We start from the raw sequence: 21,921 nt of genomic DNA on the forward strand, positions 1-21,921 counted from the left end.
ACCGGCTCGCTGACCGTGAAGGTCAACGACGACACGCCCACGGTCGAGGTCGATCAGGCGCAGAACGGCCAGCATCAATATGTCACGCTTGATGCCGTGAAGATGGACGAGTCCATCCACACGCTTGCCGGAGATACCAACGCGGCCGCCGACAACGTCAACGGTGTCACGGGCCCGACGGTGACGTCCACGCTCAATCCGGCACTGGCGATCGGCATCCTGTCGACGCCGACCTCGAGCAATGGCACGTCTGTCAAGGAGCTGTTTGATCCCCAGGTCAGCTTCGGCGCCGACGGCGCCAAGGCGGATGCCACCTACACCTACAGCTTCACGCTGAAGAACGACAGCGGCCAGACGGTGAGTGGGCCGACGACGCATGGCGTCGAGACCAACCTGGTGGTGACTGCGCTGACCGGCACCTCGCTGGCCGGCCTATCGGACGCCCAGCGCACGATCTACCTGTTCAAGCAGGCCGACGGCTCGATCATCGGCCGCGTCGGAGACGATCCGAACGGGGCCATCGCGCTGCATATCGTGATCTCGGGTTCGGCCACCGACCCGCAGATCATGGTCGAGCAGTATCTGCCGATCCAGCACGGCAACACGGCTTCGAACGATGAACCCGCTTCGCTGACCTTCGACGACCGCGATGCGAGCCTGGGCATCACGCTGACGGTGTCCGCGACCGATGGCGATGGCGATACCGCGACGGACTCGAAGACCGTCACGATTGCCAGCCAGAGCTCGTCGTTCCTCGTCATCGAGGACGACGGTCCGACTCTGAACGTGACCGCGCCGGGCGCCATCAACGGCCTGGATTTCGGCACGTTCAGCCTCAACAACAATGAGTGGGGATTGGGGAGTGGCACCGCGACCGGCACCAACGGCGGCTGGACCATTGCGGACACCAACAGCGGTCATTCCGGCGGCGATCTGGTCCTCAATGCCGGCGGCGGAGCCGTTCAGCTCGAACGCGTCGGCGATGGCTACCAGGGCATGCATTCGTCGACCGGCAGCTACATGGTCGACCTCGATGCGTCGCCGCACGACGTGAAGATCAGCCAGGTCGTCAATGGCTTGACGGCAGGTCAGACCTACGACCTGAGGTTCGAGGCTGGCGCGCCGTATCCGAATTCGGCGCATCTCGAAGTTTGGTTCGGTGGCGCCAAGATCGCCGACATCTCGCCCACCGGGCAGATGCAGGAATACACGATCCAGGTGGTGGCCGGGTCCGGCCCGAACCAGGACAACGTGCTCGAATTCCGCGAGACCGGGACACCGGACAATCAGGGTACCTATCTTGCCAACGTCTCGGTTGGCACGCTCGTCATCGACGAGACGGCCGGCTTCCAGGCGGATTCAAACGAAGTCAGTTCCGCAACTCTCTCGCCGCTGTTCGCCGCGATCGCCCATCAAGCCACCGATCCGGATATGGCGGCGCAGTACGCGCAGGGGACGACGTCGGCGGTCAGTGTCAGCGCCGATTACGGCGTCGACGGCAAGGCTGCCACCAACGCGATCCTGTACGCGCTGAGCACTGCCGCCAATCATACCGACTCGTCCCTGCAGACCACGGACGGGCACGAGATCTACCTGTTCAACGAGACCTATAACGGCGTCGGCTATGTCGTCGGCCGCTACGACGTGGCCAATGGCACAGTCGACGGCAACGATCCAGCCGCCTTTGCGTTCACGATCGACCCGGCGACGGGCAAGCTGTCGGTCGCGCAATTCGTCTCGCTGCATCAGCCGAACACGAACAGCAACGACGAGGGCGTTTTCCTCGGCACCGGCTCGCTGTCCGTCACGGTCACCGTCAAGGATGGCGATCGCGACACTGCGACCAAGAGTGCCGACATCTCCGCCAGCATCCGCTTCGACGATGACGGTCCGACCGCGTCCTTGGCTGTGACCGAGACCACCGTGACCATCGACGAAACGGCTGGGCAGGATGCGGGCACCAACGATGTCGCGCATCTGTCCGACTATGCCGGTCTGTTCAGCTCGATTGCCGGGACGCCGATCGAGATCGCACAGAGCGGCGTGGCCGTCGTTTCCGCGGCTGGAACGGCCTACGGTGCCGACGGGCAGGGGGCCGCTCCGGTCTTCGCGTTGAACGTCTCCACCAGCGGCGTCGATTCCGGTCTCGATGCGACCGACGGGCGTAGTGTGTTCCTGTTCAAGGAAGGCAACCTCATCGTCGGCCGCGAAGGCCTCGCGGATGGCACGGCCGATTCAAGCGGCAAGGTCGCCTTTGCAATCTCGATCGACAGCGCGACCGGCGTGCTGACGGTCGCCGAATATACGGCGCTCTATCATCACAATCCGCTCGATCCCAACGAGGCTTCGAGCCCGCTGTCAATCGCCACCAATGCCATCCAGGCGAGCGTGACTGTGACGGACGGCGACGGCGACACCTCGGTCGCCTCGGTCGGCATCGGCGGCCAGATTCATTTCCTGGACGACGGCCCGACTGTGGCTGCGGCTCCGCTGAACCAGATCCTCAACGGCGATTTCTCGCAAGGCGTGTGGTCTGCGCCGGACTGGTGGGGTTCGGTCTCGTACAACGTGACGGGTTGGAGCCTCGCCCCATCGCCGGTCGATCCCGGAACCGTCGATCTCGAAAGGGCGCCCGACGGTCTCTACGGCCTGCATAGCTCGACCGGCGGCTACATGGTCGATCTCGGCAGCTCGCCGGGCAACATGCAGATCACCCAGGATTTCCAGGCTGGTACGCTCGTTGCCGGCCAGACCTACGCAATCCAGTTCGAGGCTGGCGCACCGTTCCCGGAGACGGCCAAGCTCGAAGTCATTTGGGATGGCCAGGTGATCGGCACGATCGATCCGACCGGACCGATGACGTCCTACAACTTCATCGTCACGGCGAACGGCACGGCCGGCGATATCCTGACGTTCCGCGAAATTGGCACCGGCAATGCTCCGCTGGGTTATGACTCGCAGGGCCACGACCTCCAGGACGAAGGCTATCAGGGCACCTACCTGGCCAACGTCAAGCTGGTCGCGACCTATGTCGTCGACGAAGATGGCCTACCTGCGGGCAACCACGACCTGCCGACCCCATCGGAAGGCGATACTGCCGGAATTGCGACCTCGATCACCGGCGCCCTCGGCATCAACTGGGGTGCCGACAATTTCGATCCGTCGAACGATGGCACTCATGCCGACGGTTCGTTCGCTCAAGACAACAACGGCACCGCGCTCACCGGCCGCTACGTGACCTTCACCGACGCCACGGTCGACGTCAGCGGCATCGCCGGGCACGACCTCACCTCGAATGGCCAGACCGTCAGGTACCTGTTGACGGACATGGGAACCACGCTGATCGGCTATGTCGGCGACACGAACCACAGGGTCTTCGAGGTTTCGTTGTCCGACGACGGGACAGGTGCGTTCAAATTTACCCTGCTGGGCCAGCTTGATCATGCTCCGAACGGCTCGGAGAACGACATCGATCTGACCTTCCACTTCACCGCGACGGACTCCGACGGCGATTTGGCGACCGGCAGCTTCATGGTCGGCATCGACGACGACGTGCCGGTGGTGACCGCAGCAGGCGATACCGTCAGCGTCAACGAAGCCAACCTGCTCGACGATCGCAACCCGAACCCGGTTGCGCTTCCGGGCGGCGGTTTCGCCGGCGAGGCGCAGGCCGTGACCGGCTTCTTCCACATCAATTGGGGCGCGGATAACGGCGATGCGAAGCATCTCGCCTTTGCCAAGGACGCCCAAGGCAATGTGATTGGTCCGCAGCTCAGCTCTGACGGTGTCCAGCTCGATTACGTCGTCCGCTTTCCGAGCGACTCGCCCGACAACGAGCAGATCATCGCCTACAAGCATGGCACCGACCCCGACGTTCAATCCAACGTGGTGTTCTCCATCACGCTCTACGAACAGGGCCATGGCTACTTCACCTATACCCAGTACCAGAACATCGACCATCAGGGCTCCGGCACCGATGTCACCCAGCTGAACTTCAACGTCATTGCGACCGACGGCGACGGCGACAGCGTCCAGACTTCGCTCACGGTCAATGTGACCGACGACGTGCCGCAGCCGGTCGTGACCGCGCCCACGACGCCGGTTTTGATCGTCGACGAAACTGCTGGCCAGGACAGCGGGACGAACGACGTTGCGTCGACCCCGGCATTGCAGGCGCTGTTCACTGGTGTATCGAGCTCGCCAGTCATCCAGTTCGCGCAGAGCGGCACGGCCCTGTTCTCGACCACGGGCTCGACCTATGGCGCCGACGGCGCCAACGGTTCTGCCTTCGGTCTGTCGGTCACCAACGGGACCGACTCCGGCCTGACGGCCACCGACGGCCACAAGATCTTCCTGTACCAGGAAGGCAATCTGGTGGTCGGCCATGAGGATAACGCGATCGGCAAGGTTGCGTTCGCGATCGCGATCGACCCGGCCACGGGCCAGCTCAGCATCGCTGAATACACGGCGATCCAGCATCCGAACCACAGCGACGCGGATGAGGCGACCTCGCCGCAGACCATCGCGAGCGGTGCCCTCAAGGTCACGTACTCGCTTGCGGATGGCGATCACGACACGGTGGCCGCGTTCGCCGACATCGGAAGCCTGATCCAGTTCCGCGACGACGGTCCGACGGTTACGCCGAAGACGACCCTGATCGTGAACGGAAGCTTCGAGGCTGGCCACGCCGATCTGCAGGCCGGCGGATGGTCGATCTACCACACGCTGGACGGGACCTGGACGTCGGTCGACACAGGTAACGGCAACGTTCCGTTCGAAGTGCAGGTCAACACGTCCAACGGCCCGGCCGTCAGCGGCGTGGCCGCGCAGGATGGACAGGCCTATATCGAGCTCGATTCCGATCTCAACAGCGGGACTCTGTCTGGAGGCGACCACTACAACGACACCGGCCACACCAACGCGACCGTCCAGCAGGTGATCGCGGGCACGGAAGCCGGTCAGACCTACGAGCTGACTTTCTGGTATGCGCCGCGGCCGGGCGAAGGCGGCAATGACAGCGGCGGCCTGAACGTGCTGTGGAACGGCCAGGTCGTGAAGTCGATCAATTCGGACGGCCTGACTGAAGGCCAGTGGCAGCAGGTCACGGTCTTCGTGGAGGGCACCGGGCCCAACAACACGCTCGCGTTCCAAGGCGAGGGCGCCGAAAATACGTGGGGCGCGCTGATCGATAATGTCAGCCTGGTTGCCGCGACGGTCGTCGACGAGGATGGCCTGACGAAGGGGCGCCACGACCTGCCGACCGCATCCGTGGGCGATATCGCTGTCCCCGATGCCGATGGCGACCACAATGAAGCCACTGCGACCGGACTGCTCGATATCAAATGGGGTGCCGACAACGCGGACGCCGGCAACGATACGACCGGCGCCATGGGTGCGTTCATTCAGGATCACCCCGGCGGAGCGGGCAACCGCAGTGTCACCTTCGCCGACAATGCGCTGGCGGCTTTCAGCGGCACTTTGACCGCGGGCGCGCTGACCTCGGATGGCCAGGCGATCACGCTGTCCTACAACGCGGACCACACTCTCCTCACGGGTACCGCAGGCACCGGCGACAACGCACGCACGGTGTTCGAGGTCTCGCTGTCGGACGATGGTACGGGTTCCTATCGTTTCATCCTGCTCGACCGGCTCGACCATGCGAGCGGCAACAATGAGAACAACATCGTTCTCAGCTTCAACTTCGTCGCGACGGACTCCGACGGCGATACGGCGCCGGGCACGTTCACGGTCGTCGTCAACGATGACGTCCCTGTGCTCACCGGCTTGACCGGATCCGGCACGGTCAATGAGGCGAACATCCCCGTCCCGACCACGACCGGCTTCAATTTCTCGTTCAACAGCGATACGCCCAACCAGGCGCCGAATCTCGGCACGTCGCATCTGCACGTGACAGGAAGCTACGTCGCGCTGGTCAGCGCAGAGCACGTCCTGTTCGGACCGGATGCGCCCGGAGGCGTTGGTGCTTCGCCGTTCAAGCTGACGGCGGATGCCGGCACGACCTTCACGGTGGACAGCGTCAAGCTCAGCCTTTGGGGCTCGGGCACGACGACCGCAACGGTCATCGGGATCGACGCAGACGGCGTCCAGCATACGGTCCAGTTGTCGTTGCACAACACTTTGACCCCCGACACGCTCTTCACGGCGTTTGCGGGTCTGCAGCTCACGGGCCTCGAGGTCGATCCAGCGTCCGGCTTCGCGGGGCGCGTGGTCCTTGACGATCTCGGCGTGCATACGACCACCACCCCGGCGGTGAACTACACCCAGTCGACCGTCGACCTGACACCGCTGGTCGACGTCGGCCCGGATCAGCCCGGCTCCTGGTCTCTGGCTTCGTTCTCGTCGCCGCAGAACGTGGGTACGCTGAGCTACAACGGCACCCAGATCACGATGACATCCGATGGTCACACCGTCACCGGCGTTGCCGGCGGCACGACCATCTTCACGATGACGGTAGACCCGGCAACGGGCCACGCTACGTTCGATCTGTTCAAGCCGATCGATGGTGGCCTGCAGAAGCAGATCGACTTCTCGAATCTGGTGAAATTCACCGACTATGACGGCGACAGCGTTACGCTAGGCACCGGTGAGCTCATCATCAAGATCGATTCACCGACCGACAAGTTGCCGACGGTGTCGGCACCTTCGATCACGGTGAACGAGGCTGGTCTGCCGCCGCACAACGGACTGCCGGCCGGCTCGGCCGAAGCCGCCGACGGCAATCCGACCAACAGCAGCGATCACAGCGAGACGCAGACGGGCACGATCGCGGTCTCGCTCGGCGACACGCCGTCGGTCGTGACCATTGCCGGCCACGTCATCGATGTGAACTTCGTCGGTCAGACGATCGATGGTCAGTACGGCACGCTGACGATCACGAGCTTCAGCTCGACCTCGATCGGCTACAGCTACACGCTGACCACGAACGTCACCACGAATCCGTCCGCCAACGACGGCGCGGTCGTATCCGGTCAGGACGACTTCACCGTCAAGGTCACGGATGTCGACGGCGAATCCCAGACTGCTACGCTCTCGGTCAAGATCGTGGACGACGTCCCGGTCGTGATTGCCTCGGGCAGCGTGACGGGAGAGGTCGACGAGGACGGCCTGGCGGCCCCGAATCTGTCCACCGGAAATGCTGATGCCGGCCGGGCCGGCGAAACGGCTGGAACGGGACATGCGACCGTGTCGGGAGATGCTGGTTCGCTGAAGGCGCTGGTCAATTTCGGCGCAGACGGTGCCGGAGCGCATCCGTTCAAGCTCGTCGATCAGACCACCGCGTCGGCCTGGATCAACGGTCTGCATCTGACGTCACAGGGCAAGGCGATCGACCACGCAACGGTTTCGGGCAATACCGTCACGGCGCAAAGCCAGGACGGTCGGAACATCTTCTCGCTCACCGTCAACGACGATGGCTCGTGGACCTTCGCGCTCAACGATCAGCTTGATCATCCCAAGCACGATGATCCCAGCACGCCGACGGTCGAGAAGGAGTTCGAGGACACGATTTCGGTCAGCCTCGGCGGACTGATCAATGCAGTCGACGGCGACGGGGACGTGACCTCGCTCGGCTCTGCGAACTTCTCGGTCACGATCCGCGATGACGAACCCTATTTCGGGACGATCAGCACGGGTTCGGTGACGCAGCTCCATACAGCCACGACCGGAACGTTCGATTTCCACGTCGGTGCCGACGAGCCGGGGCACATCACCGTGACGGCGCCGACCATCAGCGGCGTCGATGTCTCGACGTCCACCGACAGTAGCGGCGTTACGACGGTGACCGGCACGTTCCACGGCAGTGGGCTGACCTACTACGTGCTCACGGTCAATCCGAACGGCACCTACAGCTTCGAGATCGACAATCTTCCCGCCGGCACGCAGACGCTCAATGACGTTTCGGTGGCAGCTCCCGGCAAGCCCGTGGACACCATCGATTTCGGTGCGTTCAAGTTTGTCGCCGACACCGGCCAATTGCTCAACAGCTCTGGGCAAGGAATGGGTATCGGCAGCAATAATTCCAGCAACGGCGGCCACGTCACGATCATCTTCGACAACGAGATGTCTGCGGTCACCCTGCACTTCAAGCAGGGCGGCAACGGTCCGGTGACCGTCAGCTGGGTCGCAACCGACACCGCGACCGGGCACACGGAGAGCGGAACCTTGCCAGCCATTCTGGCGAGCGAGAACGGAACGACCGTGTTTACGGTCGACCCGTCGCTGCTTCCGTCGTTCGACAAGCTGGAGCTGACCACATCGGCGGACGACAGCGGTAAGGTCAAGATTCAAACCGTTGGCGGCACCGAGGTTACGCAGAACGATGCAACCGGTCCGTTCGAGTTCACCCTGGCCGGTGCCGACTCCGACGGAGATGTGGCGACCGGAACGATCCACATCAACGCCAACATCGGCGTCAACGGCATCCCGTCGATTGCGTTGGCCGCCTCCGCGGAACTGAACGACGCTGACGGCAATGATCACGCCGCTGGCCCGACCCCGGACCCCTTCGTTGCACAGTCCGTGACGGGATCCTTGCACATCGACTATGGTCCGGACGGAGCAGGTACGCCGAAGTTCACCGCAGTCTATGACGGCGCCCTGGGATCTGCCGTGTCGCAGACGTCCGCGGGCGGCGTGACGACGATCACGACCGCGTCGTGGACGCTGACCATCAACGAGACCACCGGCGACTACACCTTCAAGCAGGTCGCCGCCTATCACCATGACGCCGGTGCCGACACCGATAGCGGGCACGTCACCGTCACGATCAAGGACACCAGCGGTGACACCGTAACGGGCACCCTGACTCTGTCGATCAACGACGACGTCCCGACGGCGCATGCGGACAGCAATTCGGTCCAGTCGGCTGCAATCGTTGCCGGCAACGTCGAGAGCAACGACGTCGGCGGCGCCGACGGCATCGCGTCGATCGCTTGGGCCAACGTGTCGGTCAACCACACCGTGACGGGCGCGCATGGCGTGCTGACGGTCGGCACGGATGGCTCCTACAGCTATCATGCCAATCCGAACGCCGCGACTGGTTCCGACCAGTTCACCTACACCATCACCGATGGTGACGGCGATACGTCGACAACGACGTTGACGATCAATGTCACGAACGGTCAGCCCGCGGTGACGGCTGCGGTCGCAACGGTCGACGAGGCCGCGCTCGACACCACGAAGGACACCGGGGATCTTGCCTCGAGCACCGTCACCGGCTCGCATCCGGCCTCGGCTGCGGAGACGGCCACGGGAACGCTGTCGATCACGGACGCGGATGGCGCCACGGTCACCGGCGTTGCGGCCGGCACCGGCGGTGGCGATGTCAGCGGACAGGTCGGGACCCTGGTTCAGGGCACCTATGGCGTGCTCGAGATCGATTCCGCGGGCCACTACACCTACACGCTGACAAAGCCTGTCACGGAAAGCCCGGCTGCCAACAACAGCACCGACACCGTCAACGGTGCTGACGTGTTCACCTACACGGTGACGGACGCGCTCGGAAACACGTCGACTTCGACGGTTTCGATCAACATCAAGGACGACGTCCCGACCGCACAGGGGGAGACGGCGAACGTGGCCGAGGCTTCGGCGACCAACGTCGTGTTCATGATCGACACGTCGGGCAGCACCGACGGCACCTCGCTCGTCCGCGAAAAGGCGGCTGCTGTCAGCCTATTGAACGCCGGCATCAATGGCGGTCAGGTCCTGGTGGTCGATTTCAGCGACACCGCCCACGTGTCAGGCTGGATGAACGTGTCGGATGCGATCACTTACATCAACCAGCTCAGCGCTGGCGGTGATACGAACTACGACCTCGCCTTGAGCACCACGCAGGCCTATATCAACAGCCACACCACACCGGACGCCGGCCAGACCATTGCGTACTTCCTGTCGGATGGTCAGCCGAACGAGCCGTTCGGCAGCGTCGGCATCAACGGCTCCGAGCAGACCGCGTGGAATTCGTTCCTCGCGACCAACCACATCAGCACGGTCTATGGCGTCAACGTCGCCTCGACCAGCGCCGACTCCGACATCGCGCCGATCGCGTACCCGACATCGGGCAGCAACATCGGCATCGGCAGCAATGCCAACGGATTGGCGGGCACGATCCCGGCGACGGTGCACACCGCAACCGGCAACGTGCTCACAAACGACACGTTCGGGGCGGACGGCCATGGCGTGGGGGCGGGGATCCTGTCGATCAAGGTCGGTGCCACGACCTATACGTTCGACGGGACGAACTTCAATGACGGGCAGGGTCACACCACGTCGGGCGCCGTGCTGACCGCAACGACATCGCTCGGCACGTTGACGTTCAACTTCTCGACCGGCGCGTATTCCTACTCGACCTCTGCATCCGTCAGCGCCGACCAGACCGAGACGTTCCACTACACGCTGGTGGACCGTGACGGCGATCAGGCCGGCGCCGATCTGTCAATCATCATCAAGAACTCGCCGCATGCGCCGACCGGGCTCGATCTGGCGTCGGCCGATGACAGCGGAAACAACAGCGACAACGTCACCAATCACACGACCGGCCTGACGATCTCGGGTGCGGCGGAGAACGGAACCACGGTGACGCTGTACGACGATGCCAACAACAACGGCACGCAGGATTCCGGCGAAGCGACGCTCGGGTCTGGCAGCGTCAGCGGTGGCACGTTCAGCATCGACGTCGCGCTTTCCGAGGGGGTGCACCACGTCCGTGGTTTCGAGACCGATGGCTCGAGCAATGTGAGCCCGTCGTCCTCAAAGCTCGACATCACGGTCGATACGACCGCGCCGGTCGTGACGATCACTAACATGGTCAACGATACTGGCAGCTCGTCGAGCGACTACATCACCAACGACGACAACAAGCTGACGTTCAACGGGACCGGTGAGGCTGGCGGCATTGTCACGCTCACCCGGGGAAGCACGGTCGTTGGGACGGGGACAGTAGACAATACCGGCCACTGGACCATCACCGACAACAACAATTCCATCAACGATGGGCAGTATACCTACAAGGCAACCGAGACCGACCTGGCCGGGAACATCGGCACGGCAACGGTCAACGTCACGGTCGATACGCAGGATCCAAATCTGCTATCGGTCCAAATGAGCGATACTGCTATCAAGATCGGTGATACCTCGACGGTCACGGTAACGTTCTCTGAGGCCGTCACGGGGCTGTCGATCGGTGATTTCAGTGCGCCACATGGTTCTCTGTCCGGATTGTCCTCGTCGGATGGCGGCAAGACATGGACCATGACTTACACGCCGAACGCCGGCGTGACAGATAGCTCCAACCGGATTTCGCTGGACGACAATTCGTTTACCGACATTGCGGGCAACAGCGGCAACGGAGGCAATTCGGCAAACTTCACGATTGATACCCAGGCACCGAATGCGCCCGTCATCTCCTCGGGTAACGGTTTCACCAACGATACGACGCCAACGGTGACTGGCACCGCAGAAGCGAATTCGACGGTTACGATTTTTGACAATGGCGTGGCCGTCAAGACAGTTACGGCTTCCAACGGGGGGAACTGGACGTTCACCCCCAGCAGCACACTGGCCAACGGCAGTACTCACGTATACACGGCCACGACCACAGATGCCGCCGGCAATACCAGCATCTTGTCATCGAGCTATTCGCTCACGATCGACCTCAACGGGCCAACCGTGAATTCGATCCAGATGAGCGATAGCGCGCTCAAGATCGGCGACACGTCCATCGTCACCGTTACCTTCTCGGAGGCGGTCACGGGTCTTTCGACGGGCGATTTCAACGCACCGAACGGCTCCCTGTCCGGACTTTCCTCGTCGGATGGCGGGAAGACGTGGACGGTGACTTACACGCCAAATTCCAACGTGACGGATACTACCAACCAGATCACGCTGAGTACGAGCTATACCGACTTGGCCGGCAATTCCGGATCTACTGGTGCTTCGGCGAATTTCACGGTCGACACGAAAGCGCCGACTGTTGCGATAACTCAGTCCCACGGTGGTGGAACTGGACTATTTACGTTCACTTTCAGCGAGGCTGTTTCAGGTTTCACGTCGACTGATGTCAGCACCGGAAGCGGGATCACCGGAACTTCGAACTTTCAGCATGTTGGAGTCAACGGTTCGGGCCAGGATGTCTACACGCTAAACTTCTCCTACCAGTCTGGAGGGAGCCGTTCGGCGACCGTCACCGGCGGTTACACCGACCTGGCTGGAAACACCGGAGCCACCGGAGCCTCAACGAATTTCCCCGCCGGCACCTCCGGCGAGGCGATCAACCTGGCGCTTGCCAGCACCGTTGCCGCCTCGCATGCTGGTCCGATTTCGCTGACGATCTCCGGCGTGCTGGACGGCTGGACCCTGAGCGACGGCACGCACAATGCCGACGGCACTTGGTCGGTTCTGTCCAACGACATCTCCAGCCTGTCGGTGACCTCGCCGGACGGCTTCACCGGTGCGCTGGTGTTCAATGTCATGGAAAGCTGGACCAACGCCGACGGCAGCATCGGCACGGCCTATGTCCTCGACAACGTCGAGGCCTATGCCAAGGGCGCGCCGATCTTCGCCTGGTCCGGCGACGACACGCTGACTGCGTCGAGCGGCAACGATACGCTGGTCTTCGCCAACCGGATCGGCATCGATGTCGTGCACAAGTTCGACGTTGCGCATGACAAGATCGACCTGATCGGCTTCGACGGCTTCTCGAGCTTCGCCGACGTTCAGGCGCATCTTTCGACCGATGCGGCCGGCAATGCCGTCGTCACGCTTGGCGACGGCCAGACGATCACTCTGGTCGGCGTCGACGCGAAGACGCTGACTGTTGACGATTTCGTGTTCAACGAGACGCCGGTGATCCACAATACCGGCGATATGGTCCTGGGCGACGGCGCGATGTTGCCGCTGAGCGGCATCGTCGACAATTCGGGCAGGATCGAGCTCGGCTCGGCCGGTTCGACCACCGAGCTCGAGATCATCCAGCATGGTGCGACGCTCCAGGGCGGCGGAACGATCGTGTTGTCCGACAATTCGGAGAACCTCATCGTCGGCAGCCAGGGCGATGTCACGCTCACCAACGTGGACAACACCATCATGGGTGCGGGCGAGATCGGCGACGGTCAGCTCACGCTCGTCAACGAAGGCACGATCGTGGCGACCGGCGTGAACGCGCTGGTGATCGACACGGGGACGAACGTCATCACCAACTCCGGCACGCTCGAGGCTGCCGGATCAGGCGGCCTGATCATTCACGGGACGATCGACAACGAAGGCCTGCTGTGGGCCAACGATGGCGATCTCTCGGTGACGGGCGACGTCAACGGTGGCGGGTCAGCCCTGATCTCGGGCCACGGCCTGCTCGAACTGGCCGGCACGTTCGGCGGCGAGGTCAAGTTCGACGACAATGCATCCGGAACGCTCGTGCTCGACAATCCCTCGGCTTTCCACGGGATCCTGTCCGGGTTCGATAGCAACGACACTCTGGATCTCGAGGGCTTCCTCGGAAGCAACACGACCATGAGCTACAACGAGAACGCGCAAGGCAATGGCGGCGTTCTGACGGTGACGGATGGGAAGACGACCGCGAATATCGCCTTTACCGGCGAGCACACAGCGTCCGATTTCCATGTCGATACGGGCGGCTCTGCGAACCAGATCCTGGTCCATCTCGAGAACCAGGCCCAGCAGCAGGCCGCTGCGATGGTGCACGCAGCCTAGTCGGCTGACCAACCTCTAACAGAAGAAAGGCGCTGGTTCGTCCGGCGCCTTTTTCTTTCTATCGCGGTTGACCCGTGGCGAGCGGTGCTCGCGAGTTGATCACAGCAGGAGCGGCAAGGAGTGGAGGCCGCCAAGGCCACCGCCACCGAGTGTCTCCTCTCCAGTCCATTCGATGCCATCGTTGCTTTCGGCCGCCGGCGCGGCCGCGAGTTCGCCGGTGAGCGGCTGCCGTTTCGCATAGGGTGTCGCGAACAGGTGGACACCGTCATGATTGATCGCGAACAGCGGGGTGAGGCTTGTTGCCTCGCCGTCCTCGATCAGGCTGTTGCGACGGTTGTCGAGAATGAGCCAGTGGCCATTGAGGCGTGCGGCAAGCACCGCATGATCCTGGCGCACGGCGCGGTCGCGCACCAGCACGAGCCGCATGTCCCCGCTCGGGAATCCGGCTTCGCTGAGCGCCGCGAGCTTGGCGATGGCGTAGTCCTCGCAATCGCCCTTGGTCGTGGCAAACGTCTCGAGCGGCGAGCTCCAGCGGTCGGCCTCGCCGTGCTGCGCGAAGTCGCTGACGTAGCGGACGACCATGTTGACGGCTCGGTTCGCCTCGTCGAGGCGATCCCGCCCGGACTTCGATTTGACGGAGGCGATCAGCCGCAGGAACTGCGCGGCATAGGCGGGGCAGTCGCCGGCATCAGCCTGGCACCGTTTCAGTGTCTCGGCGTCCTTCGTGAGCTTGGCCTCGAGGCCACGCCACTTGTGCCACAGCAGCCCCTCGGGCGCGCGGAAGGTGAACAGGCCGAATGGCTCTTCGCCCCTGGCGGGCGCCGGCTTGGGCTCTGGTGCCGCGTCGGTTGCGGTACCAGACGGCGTGAGGGCGGCAAGGCGGACCGCCTTCGGGCCGCGGCCTCGCATTGCGTCGAGCTTGGCGAGCACGTCGTTGATGCGGAAGAACGTCGCCGGCGGGCGCGAAGCGGCATCGATGCCGGGCGCGAAGGCTTCTTGAGAATCCGAAGCCACGGAGTTCGAAGCCATGGCCTCATCGGCCCGGGAGGGCGATGCTGCGCCAGTCGCGATCAATGCAACCAGGCCGACGCCAAGCGCGCGCAAGCCTGCTCGCTGCAATTCCAATTGCAGTGCCATAAACGACGTCCCCTGCCGGGAGCGTCGTCAACGTCTATTGCGTCGATCCACGTCCCGATCCTGTTGTTGGATCGAGACTGCGGCCTGCGCCGCTTAGGTGAGGTTAAAACCCGGAAAGACCAAGGCGATTGTCGCGAAGGCGGTCAATCGCACGCTTCGCGCGGCTGCCAAATTGTCACACCCGGCCTTACGCCTCATTAACCCTATGGCGGCTCAGTGCTCGCGGAGCGCTTCGTCGCGCAGGGTGCGGGCCGGCTTGACGATGTAATCCAGCACCGATTTCTCGCCGGTGAGGACTTCGACCGTGGTGACCATGCCGGGAATGATCGGGAGCGGCTTCTCCTCGGTCCCCAGATGGTTCTTGTCGGTCCGGATCATAACCCGGTAGAAGCTCTCCTGCCGCTCCGGCGTCTTTTCGGCCTTGTCGTCGACGATCGTATCGGCGCTGATGCGCTCGACCTTGCCCTTCAGCGAGCCGTAGACGGAGGAATCGTAAGCCGAGATCTTCACGACGGCATCCTGGCCGGGCCGGATGAAGGCGATATCCTGCGGCCGAATGCGGCCTTCGACCAGGAGCGTATCGTCAAGAGGAACGATGTCCATCACGTTGGCGCCAGGCTGCACGACAGCGCCCACGGTGGTGACGTTCAGCTTGTTGACGATCCCGTGCACCGGGGCCTTCAGGTCGGTTCGCCTGACCCGGTCCTGTGCGGATTTGATGTTTTCGTCGAGCACGGCGAGGTCGCCCTTGGACTTGGCAAGGTCTTCGTCCGCCTGGGAGCGGAAGGAAGAGACCGTGCTCGCGATCTTGGATTGAGCCTCCGCGAGTTGCCCTCTCATTTCGGTCGCCTGGCGGTCGAGGCGCAGCATCTCGATCTCGGGCACGACCTTCTGCTCATACAGCTTCCGTGTCAGCGCCAACTCGCGATCCAGCAGCTTGAGCGTGCCGGTCAGGCGCGTGACTTGCTGATTCAGCACGTCGACGTCCTGCGCCAGCTTCTGCGCGCGCATCTTGAACACGCTGGTTTCTGCGGCCACGGCTGACGGCACGACCTGGTCAAGCTGATCGGGAAACGCCAGCTCGGTCTTTCCCCTGGCTTCAGCCTCCAGACGGGCGACACGTGCGGCCATTGCGGCACGCCGCTCCCTGATCTCGCCGAACTCGGATGCGAATTTCGTATCGTCGATGCGCATCAGCGATTGCCCTTGCTGGACGATCGCTCCTTCCTGCACAAGGATCTCGCCAACGATACCGCCTTCGAGCGACTGCACCACCTGGATCTGGCGCGCGGGCACGACGCGGCCGTTGCCGCGCTTGACCTCGTCCAGAATCGCGAAATGCGCCCAAGTCACGAATACCGCAAGCATGGCGAGGAATGTGAGCAGGAGCATGCGCGAAGTTCGCGGCGTGCGCGTGAGCGCGGCAGCGCGGACGTCATTGGCGAAAGCAAAATCGGAAGAAGCCATGGATCAGCCCTGCGATTGAGCTCGGGACATAGCGGGGTGGGGCGCATTTTCGGCGGAAGGCGCGCTCGGCCTTCCCTGAAGCAATGCGAGGACCTTGTCGCGCGGCCCGTCGGCAACGAGGCGGCCGCTGTCGAACAGCAGCAGCCTGTCGACCGCATTCAGCAGCGAGAGGCGGTGCGTCGAGATGATCAAGGTCATGCGATCGCCGTGGATCGCCTTCAGCCGCTCGAGAAATTCGGCTTCGCTGCGCACGTCGAAATGCGCCGTCGGCTCGTCCATGAACAGAACGCGCGGATTCCTGATCAGGACACGCGCGAGGCCAATCGCCTGCTTTTGGCCGCCCGAGAGGCTGCGACCACCTTCGGCGATGGGCATGTCATAGCCCATCGGATGGCCGGCAATGAAGCTTTCTACGCCAGACAGACGTGCGGCATGAAGCACTTCCTCATCGGTCGCTTCCGGCTTGCCGAGGGCGATGTTGTCACGCAGCTTGCCGAAAAAGAGATCAGTATCCTGCAGGGCGAAGCCGATGCCGGCGCGGAGATCGGCGGGATCGTATTGACGTGAGTCGACGCCGTCGACGAGAATCCGGCCCTCCTGGGGCTCGTAAAAGCCGAGCAAGAGCCGGCCAACTGTCGTCTTCCCTGATCCGACACGCCCGATGATGCCAACGCGCTCGCCGCTTTCGATCTTGAACGTGACCTTGTCGAGCGCCTTGCCCGGCGCGTTGGGGTAGGTGAAGCTGACGTTATCGAAGCTGATGCGCCCCTGATCGATCTTCCTGGAGACGTAGGCGCGCTGCGGGGACCGTTCCCGTTCCAGCGTCATGATGCGATCGATCGACTTCAGCGACGATAGCGTCTGGGTGCCGCGCGTGATCACCGAGGCGATACCGGCGATCGGGGCCAGCACGCGACCGGCCAGCATATTGGCCGCGACCAGCGCGCCCATCGAGAGCTTGCCGTCGAGGATCAGGAGCACGCCGATCACGATGAGAAGCAGGCTGGTTGCTTGCTGGGCGGCGTTGGTGGCGGTCAGCGCCATCGAGGACCAGAAATGCACGTCCTCGCCCGAGCGGGCGGTGGCCGCCACGGAGCGTTCCCAGGCCGTTTGCATCCGGGACTCTGCGCCGGTGGCGCGCACGGTCTCGATGCCGGACAGCGATTCCACGAGCACGCCGTGACGCGCGGCAGACTCCGCCTGGAGCCGCTTCATGGCGCGGTTCAACGGACGCTGCAGCGTGAAGCCGATGATGATCATAATCGGCAACATTGCGAGGGGGATCCAGGCGAGAGGACCCGCGATCGTGAACAGAACGCCGATGAAGATGATGGCAAAGAACAGATCGGTCGCCGAAACCACGCTGCCAGAGGTGAAGAACTCACGGACCGAATCGAAGTCGCGAAGCTGGTTGGCGATGATGCCGACCGACGACGGCCGCTGCGCCATCTTGACCGACATGATGTGCTCGAAGATGTTCGCGGCCAGTACCACGTCCATGGTCTTGCCGGTCGTGTCGATCATCTTGCTTCGTACCATTCGCAGCACGAAGTCGAACAGGATGGCCAGGCCCATTCCGATCGAGAGCGCGATCAGCGAAGGGACGGCTCCGTTCGGCACGACGCGGTCGTAGACGCTCATCGTGAACAGCGGCGTGGCGAGCGCCAGCATGTTGACGAGCAGCGCGGCGAGCGCGATGTGCCCGTAGCTGCGCGAATGCACTTTGGCGGTCGACCAGAACCAATGAGTTCGCGGCAGGTCGCCGGCGACGACGACACGTTCGTTGCTCTCGGCTGCGGCCCTGACGAAGAACGCATATCCGGTGTAACCCGGCGAGAGAGACTGGATTGAGTGGATCTCCGGACTATTGGTCGTCAGGGACGGATCGACGACCCTGACGTCGCGCTCGGCGTTTTCGAACCCCAGAAGGATCAGCGTCGTCCCGTTCTTCATGATCAGGACAGCCGGCAGCACCAGTGCGGGTATGTCCGCGATCTCGCGCTTGACCGCTTCGGTCTCAAGTCCTGCGCGCCGGGCCGCGCGATCGTAGAGCGGGACCGACAATCGCCCGTCGAGGATCGGCAGACCTCCAAGGAGTGCATCTCGACTGACGGCACGGCCGTGATAGGCGCCGAGATACATTAGAGACGATGCGAGCGGGTCGTCGCGACGGGGAGCGGCTGCCGCTTGTTTCGGTGCGGGCGCAGCCGTCACTTCCGCGACGGGGCGCTCATGCGTATGCGTTGACTCGGTTGATCGGAACAACAAGTGCAAATGCCCAAAATGAAAATGACGCGCATTGTTAACGGTCGCTCATTTGAGCGTAGCGGAAAATGCCGAGAAATCATTTAGTTAATCGGCTTAAGTCCGACTAAAGGTTAATCGTCAAGCATACTCTTGTGGTTTGGCGAGCCGCCAAACCCATTTTCGGCCCAATTCCATTCGCGAAGTCGGAGCTATCTCTCAATCGGATCAAAGGCTGTCGCCAGCCAATGCGGCTTCTTGTCTGCTGAATAAGCGGTAACAGGAGAGGCCTCGAGCGCCACCGGAGCATTCGGGCTTTGGTGCTGCGTGAGCCAGGCGTTTGATCCCGTCAAACTTGGCAGATAGGACGATTTTGGCCACCTGTCCTTGAACGCATCAGTGCCAGGCGCTTCGCTTGCGTAGCCCAGACGCTGCGGCGCCGCCTCCGGCGCTGGCACCGGAACTTTCAAAGGCTCGGAGCCGGTCTGCGGCAAATTCACGCGAGGCGTGGGCAATTTGTAGGTGGGCGTTCCGAGGAGCCCGAGGTCCACCGGGGCAGCATCAACCGGTGGAGGAGCCTTCAGGTACTCAAGTAAGGTGCCCATGGCCGCGAGGAGCTGATAGTCGGCAAAGACCACGACGCCACGTGCCGAAGTCAATGAGACCAGCCCATTGAAGTACTGATTCTGGGCGTTCAAAAGGTCGATCAGCGAGCGCTGGCCGAGCTCATATTCTTTCTGGAAGGCCGCGATCGTCTTCCGACTGGCCTCGTTCTCCCGTATCAGCGTTGCAATCCTCGTCGCCGTTACGGTGCGCGCCGCCCACGCCTTGTCGATCGACTCGATGGCGTCGCGCTGCAGGCGTGCATGGCGCGCCGTGCTCTCGACATAACGCTCGGCCATCTCAGACCGGCGCCAAACATCCTGACCGCCCCGGAACACATCCCAGGACATCACGACCTTGCCGCTGTAGTCGTCGTGCGTAACTCCGAGGTACGGGTAGGTATTGTCGTTGTGCGTCGCGCGGCCTTCGAGTGAAAAGGTCGGTACAAATGAGCCGTCCGTTACCCGATAGGCGTGCTTAGCCGCGTCAGCGTCAGCCTGAGCGGCCTGAATTGTGGGGTTGAACCGGACCGTGGTTGCAAGAGCTTCGTCACGGCTCGGCGGCATGCCGGCCAAGGAGGCCGGGAAGCGAAGATTGATGGGTTCGAGCCCGACTACCTTGCGGTACTTGGCACGCGACTCCTCCAGGCTCCGGCGGAACTCGATGAGAGTTGCACGCGCACTTTCAACCCGTTCGCGGGCCTGCTCGAGGTCACCTTCGCCAGCCCGTCCGCCCGAGAAACGGCTGTTTACGTTGGAGAGGATCTTCTCGTGGGCGCTGACGTTTTGCTCGCCGAGCTGAACCAGCCGCAAATAGCGCACGACGTCGACATAGGCTTCTGCCGCGTCCAGAGCAATCAGTTCGGTACGTTCGCGCACCCTGAAAGCCGCCGCGTTAACACGGGCCGTCTGCCGCCAGATGTCCTGGATCGAAGCAAAGCCATCAAACAGAAGTTGCCGGACCACCACAGATTCCTGCGATCCGTTCCGCCACAAACCGTTGCCGGCGATCGGAATGGGCTGGGCCGTGCTGCTTACAACAGCAGCGCTCTGGTCGAATTTTTCCGGCCCCCACCGTGCTTCGACACGCACCTGCGGCAACAGAGTGCTCTGGGTCTGCCGAAGTTCGCTCTCCGTGGCGCGACGGTTGGCAGAAGCCTCGCCGACGCCTGGGTTGGTTTTAACAGCTTGCTTCAACGCATCGTTGATCGAGAACGGCTCCGCCAAGGCGGTTCCGCACGGAACGAGAAGCAAAGCACCAGAAATGAGAATGCGCCCAAACAATTTAACCTCCACCCGTGTCGGTTGAGACGACCGCGGGGCCCCCTAGAAATGGGGCAGACCTTCGCAAGGACTGAGGCGACAATCTAGGCCAATCGAGTAAAAGGTAAGCAAATCTGAGCTAGCTGTCGCATTTTCGCCACTTATTGCGAGAATAAAGGTATTTAATTACCTATTTTATGCGGATGAGAAGTCTCGCGCTCATGATTTGTTTACCTTGTCGCGCGCGAAACAGTCCGATTCTCTTGCGCGCGATGAGAATTCAGCCAAGTCATTGATACCTATAAAGAAGTGCATGCCTCTTTATTGCGGGCTGGATTGCAGGTTCTCCATGTTCATCTCCCGCACCATCGGCACCACCTTGCGTCCGTAGAGCTCGATGCTCTTCATCAGCTTTTCATGCGGCAGGGGGCCGGCCGAGTACTTCAACTGGAAGCGCGAAATACCCAGCGTCTTCGCCGTCTTGGCGATCTTGCGCGCTACCGTCTCCGGCGAGCCGACATAAAGCGAGCCGTGTTCGGCCTCGCTGACGAACTCGTCGCGGCCCATCGGCGGCCAGCCGCGCTCTTTGCCGATACGGTCGCGCATCGCCTTGTAGTCGGGCCACAGTTCTTCGCGCGCCTGTTCGTCGGTCTCGGCGACATAGCCGGGCGAATGCACGCCGATCGGCCTTGCCGGGCGGCCGAATTCCTTGAATGCGCGATGGTAGAGATCGACGTAAGGCGCAAAGCGCGCGGGATCGCCGCCGATGATGGCGAGCATCAAGGGCAGATCGTAATGCGCCGCGCGCACCACCGATTGCGGGCTGCCGCCGACGCCGATCCAGGTCTTGAGCTGACCATTCTCGACCGGCGGATAGACCAGCTGGTTCTTCAGCGGCGGCCGCAGCTTGCCTTCCCAGGTCACAGGCTTCTGCGACAGCAGCGCTGCAAACAGATCGAGCTTCTCCTCGAACAGGTCTTCGTACTTGCGCAGGTCGAAGCCGAACAGCGGGAAGGATTCGGTGAACGAGCCGCGGCCGAGGATCACCTCGGCTCGCCCGTCGGAGAGCGCATCCAGTGTCGCGAAGCGCTGGAATACGCGAATGGGGTCGTCCGAGCTCAGCACCGTCACGGCCGAGCCGAGATGGATGCGCCTGGTGCGCGACGCGATCGCGGCGAGCACGGTCTCCGGCGAGGAGATCGCGAAGTCGGTGCGGTGATGCTCGCCAAGGCCAATGAAATCGAGGCCGAGTTCGTCAGCCAGCACCGCCTCGTCGACGACGTTGCGGATCACCTGCGCATGGGCAAGCATGGCGCCGCTCGCGTCCTTCGTCACGTCGCCAAAGGTATCCAGTCCGAATTCAAGCGGTGCGGTCATCGATCGGGTCTCTGTGGGGGCAAGTGGCGCCTGCCACTATGGGAGGGATGGTTTTGCGGTGGAGCTAGGCCGCGATCGGCGGTTCAACAAGGTCGCTCCGGGA

The 21,921-nt window shown here is 62.7% G+C and carries 6 protein-coding genes; 1 reads left to right on the forward strand and 5 read right to left on the reverse strand.

The genetic code is table 11. The features are described from left to right. Window positions 1–15: 15 nt before the first annotated feature. On the forward strand, window positions 16–13,728 hold the full coding sequence (locus JQ627_RS35145; RefSeq protein WP_212488921.1) for a DUF5801 repeats-in-toxin domain-containing protein: 13,713 nt from the start codon (window positions 16–18) through the stop codon (window positions 13,726–13,728). Window positions 13,729–13,827: 99 nt separating this feature from the next. Here JQ627_RS35145 and JQ627_RS35150 read toward each other — a convergent pair whose 3' ends face one another. The 5 genes from JQ627_RS35150 to JQ627_RS35170 all read right to left on the reverse strand — a co-directional run bounded on the left by JQ627_RS35150 (window position 13,828) and on the right by JQ627_RS35170 (window position 21,818). Beyond that, window positions 13,828–14,865: a transglutaminase-like cysteine peptidase gene (locus JQ627_RS35150; RefSeq protein ID WP_212488922.1), complete on the reverse strand. Its 1,038-nt coding sequence runs from the start codon at window positions 14,863–14,865 to the stop codon at window positions 13,828–13,830. A gap of 213 nt (window positions 14,866–15,078) precedes the next feature. Then, window positions 15,079–16,332, reverse strand: a complete 1,254-nt coding sequence (locus tag JQ627_RS35155) for an HlyD family type I secretion periplasmic adaptor subunit (RefSeq protein WP_212488923.1) — start codon at window positions 16,330–16,332, stop codon at window positions 15,079–15,081. A 3-nt stretch (window positions 16,333–16,335) separates the two neighbouring features. Beyond that, window positions 16,336–18,474, reverse strand: coding sequence for a type I secretion system permease/ATPase (locus tag JQ627_RS35160; RefSeq protein WP_249143659.1), 2,139 nt, complete (start codon window positions 18,472–18,474; stop codon window positions 16,336–16,338). Window positions 18,475–18,788: 314 nt separating this feature from the next. After that, complete coding sequence (locus tag JQ627_RS35165) at window positions 18,789–20,462, reverse strand: TolC family outer membrane protein (RefSeq protein ID WP_212488925.1); 1,674 nt, start codon at window positions 20,460–20,462, stop codon at window positions 18,789–18,791. A gap of 300 nt (window positions 20,463–20,762) precedes the next feature. Continuing rightward, entirely contained in the window at window positions 20,763–21,818 is a 1,056-nt protein-coding gene (locus tag JQ627_RS35170; protein ID WP_212488926.1) for an LLM class flavin-dependent oxidoreductase, read from the reverse strand. Window positions 21,819–21,921: the final 103 nt, after the last annotated feature.

The sequence above is a fragment of the Bradyrhizobium liaoningense genome (assembly GCF_018130785.1).
GTDB classification, from domain to species: Bacteria; Pseudomonadota; Alphaproteobacteria; order Rhizobiales; family Xanthobacteraceae; genus Bradyrhizobium; species Bradyrhizobium liaoningense_A.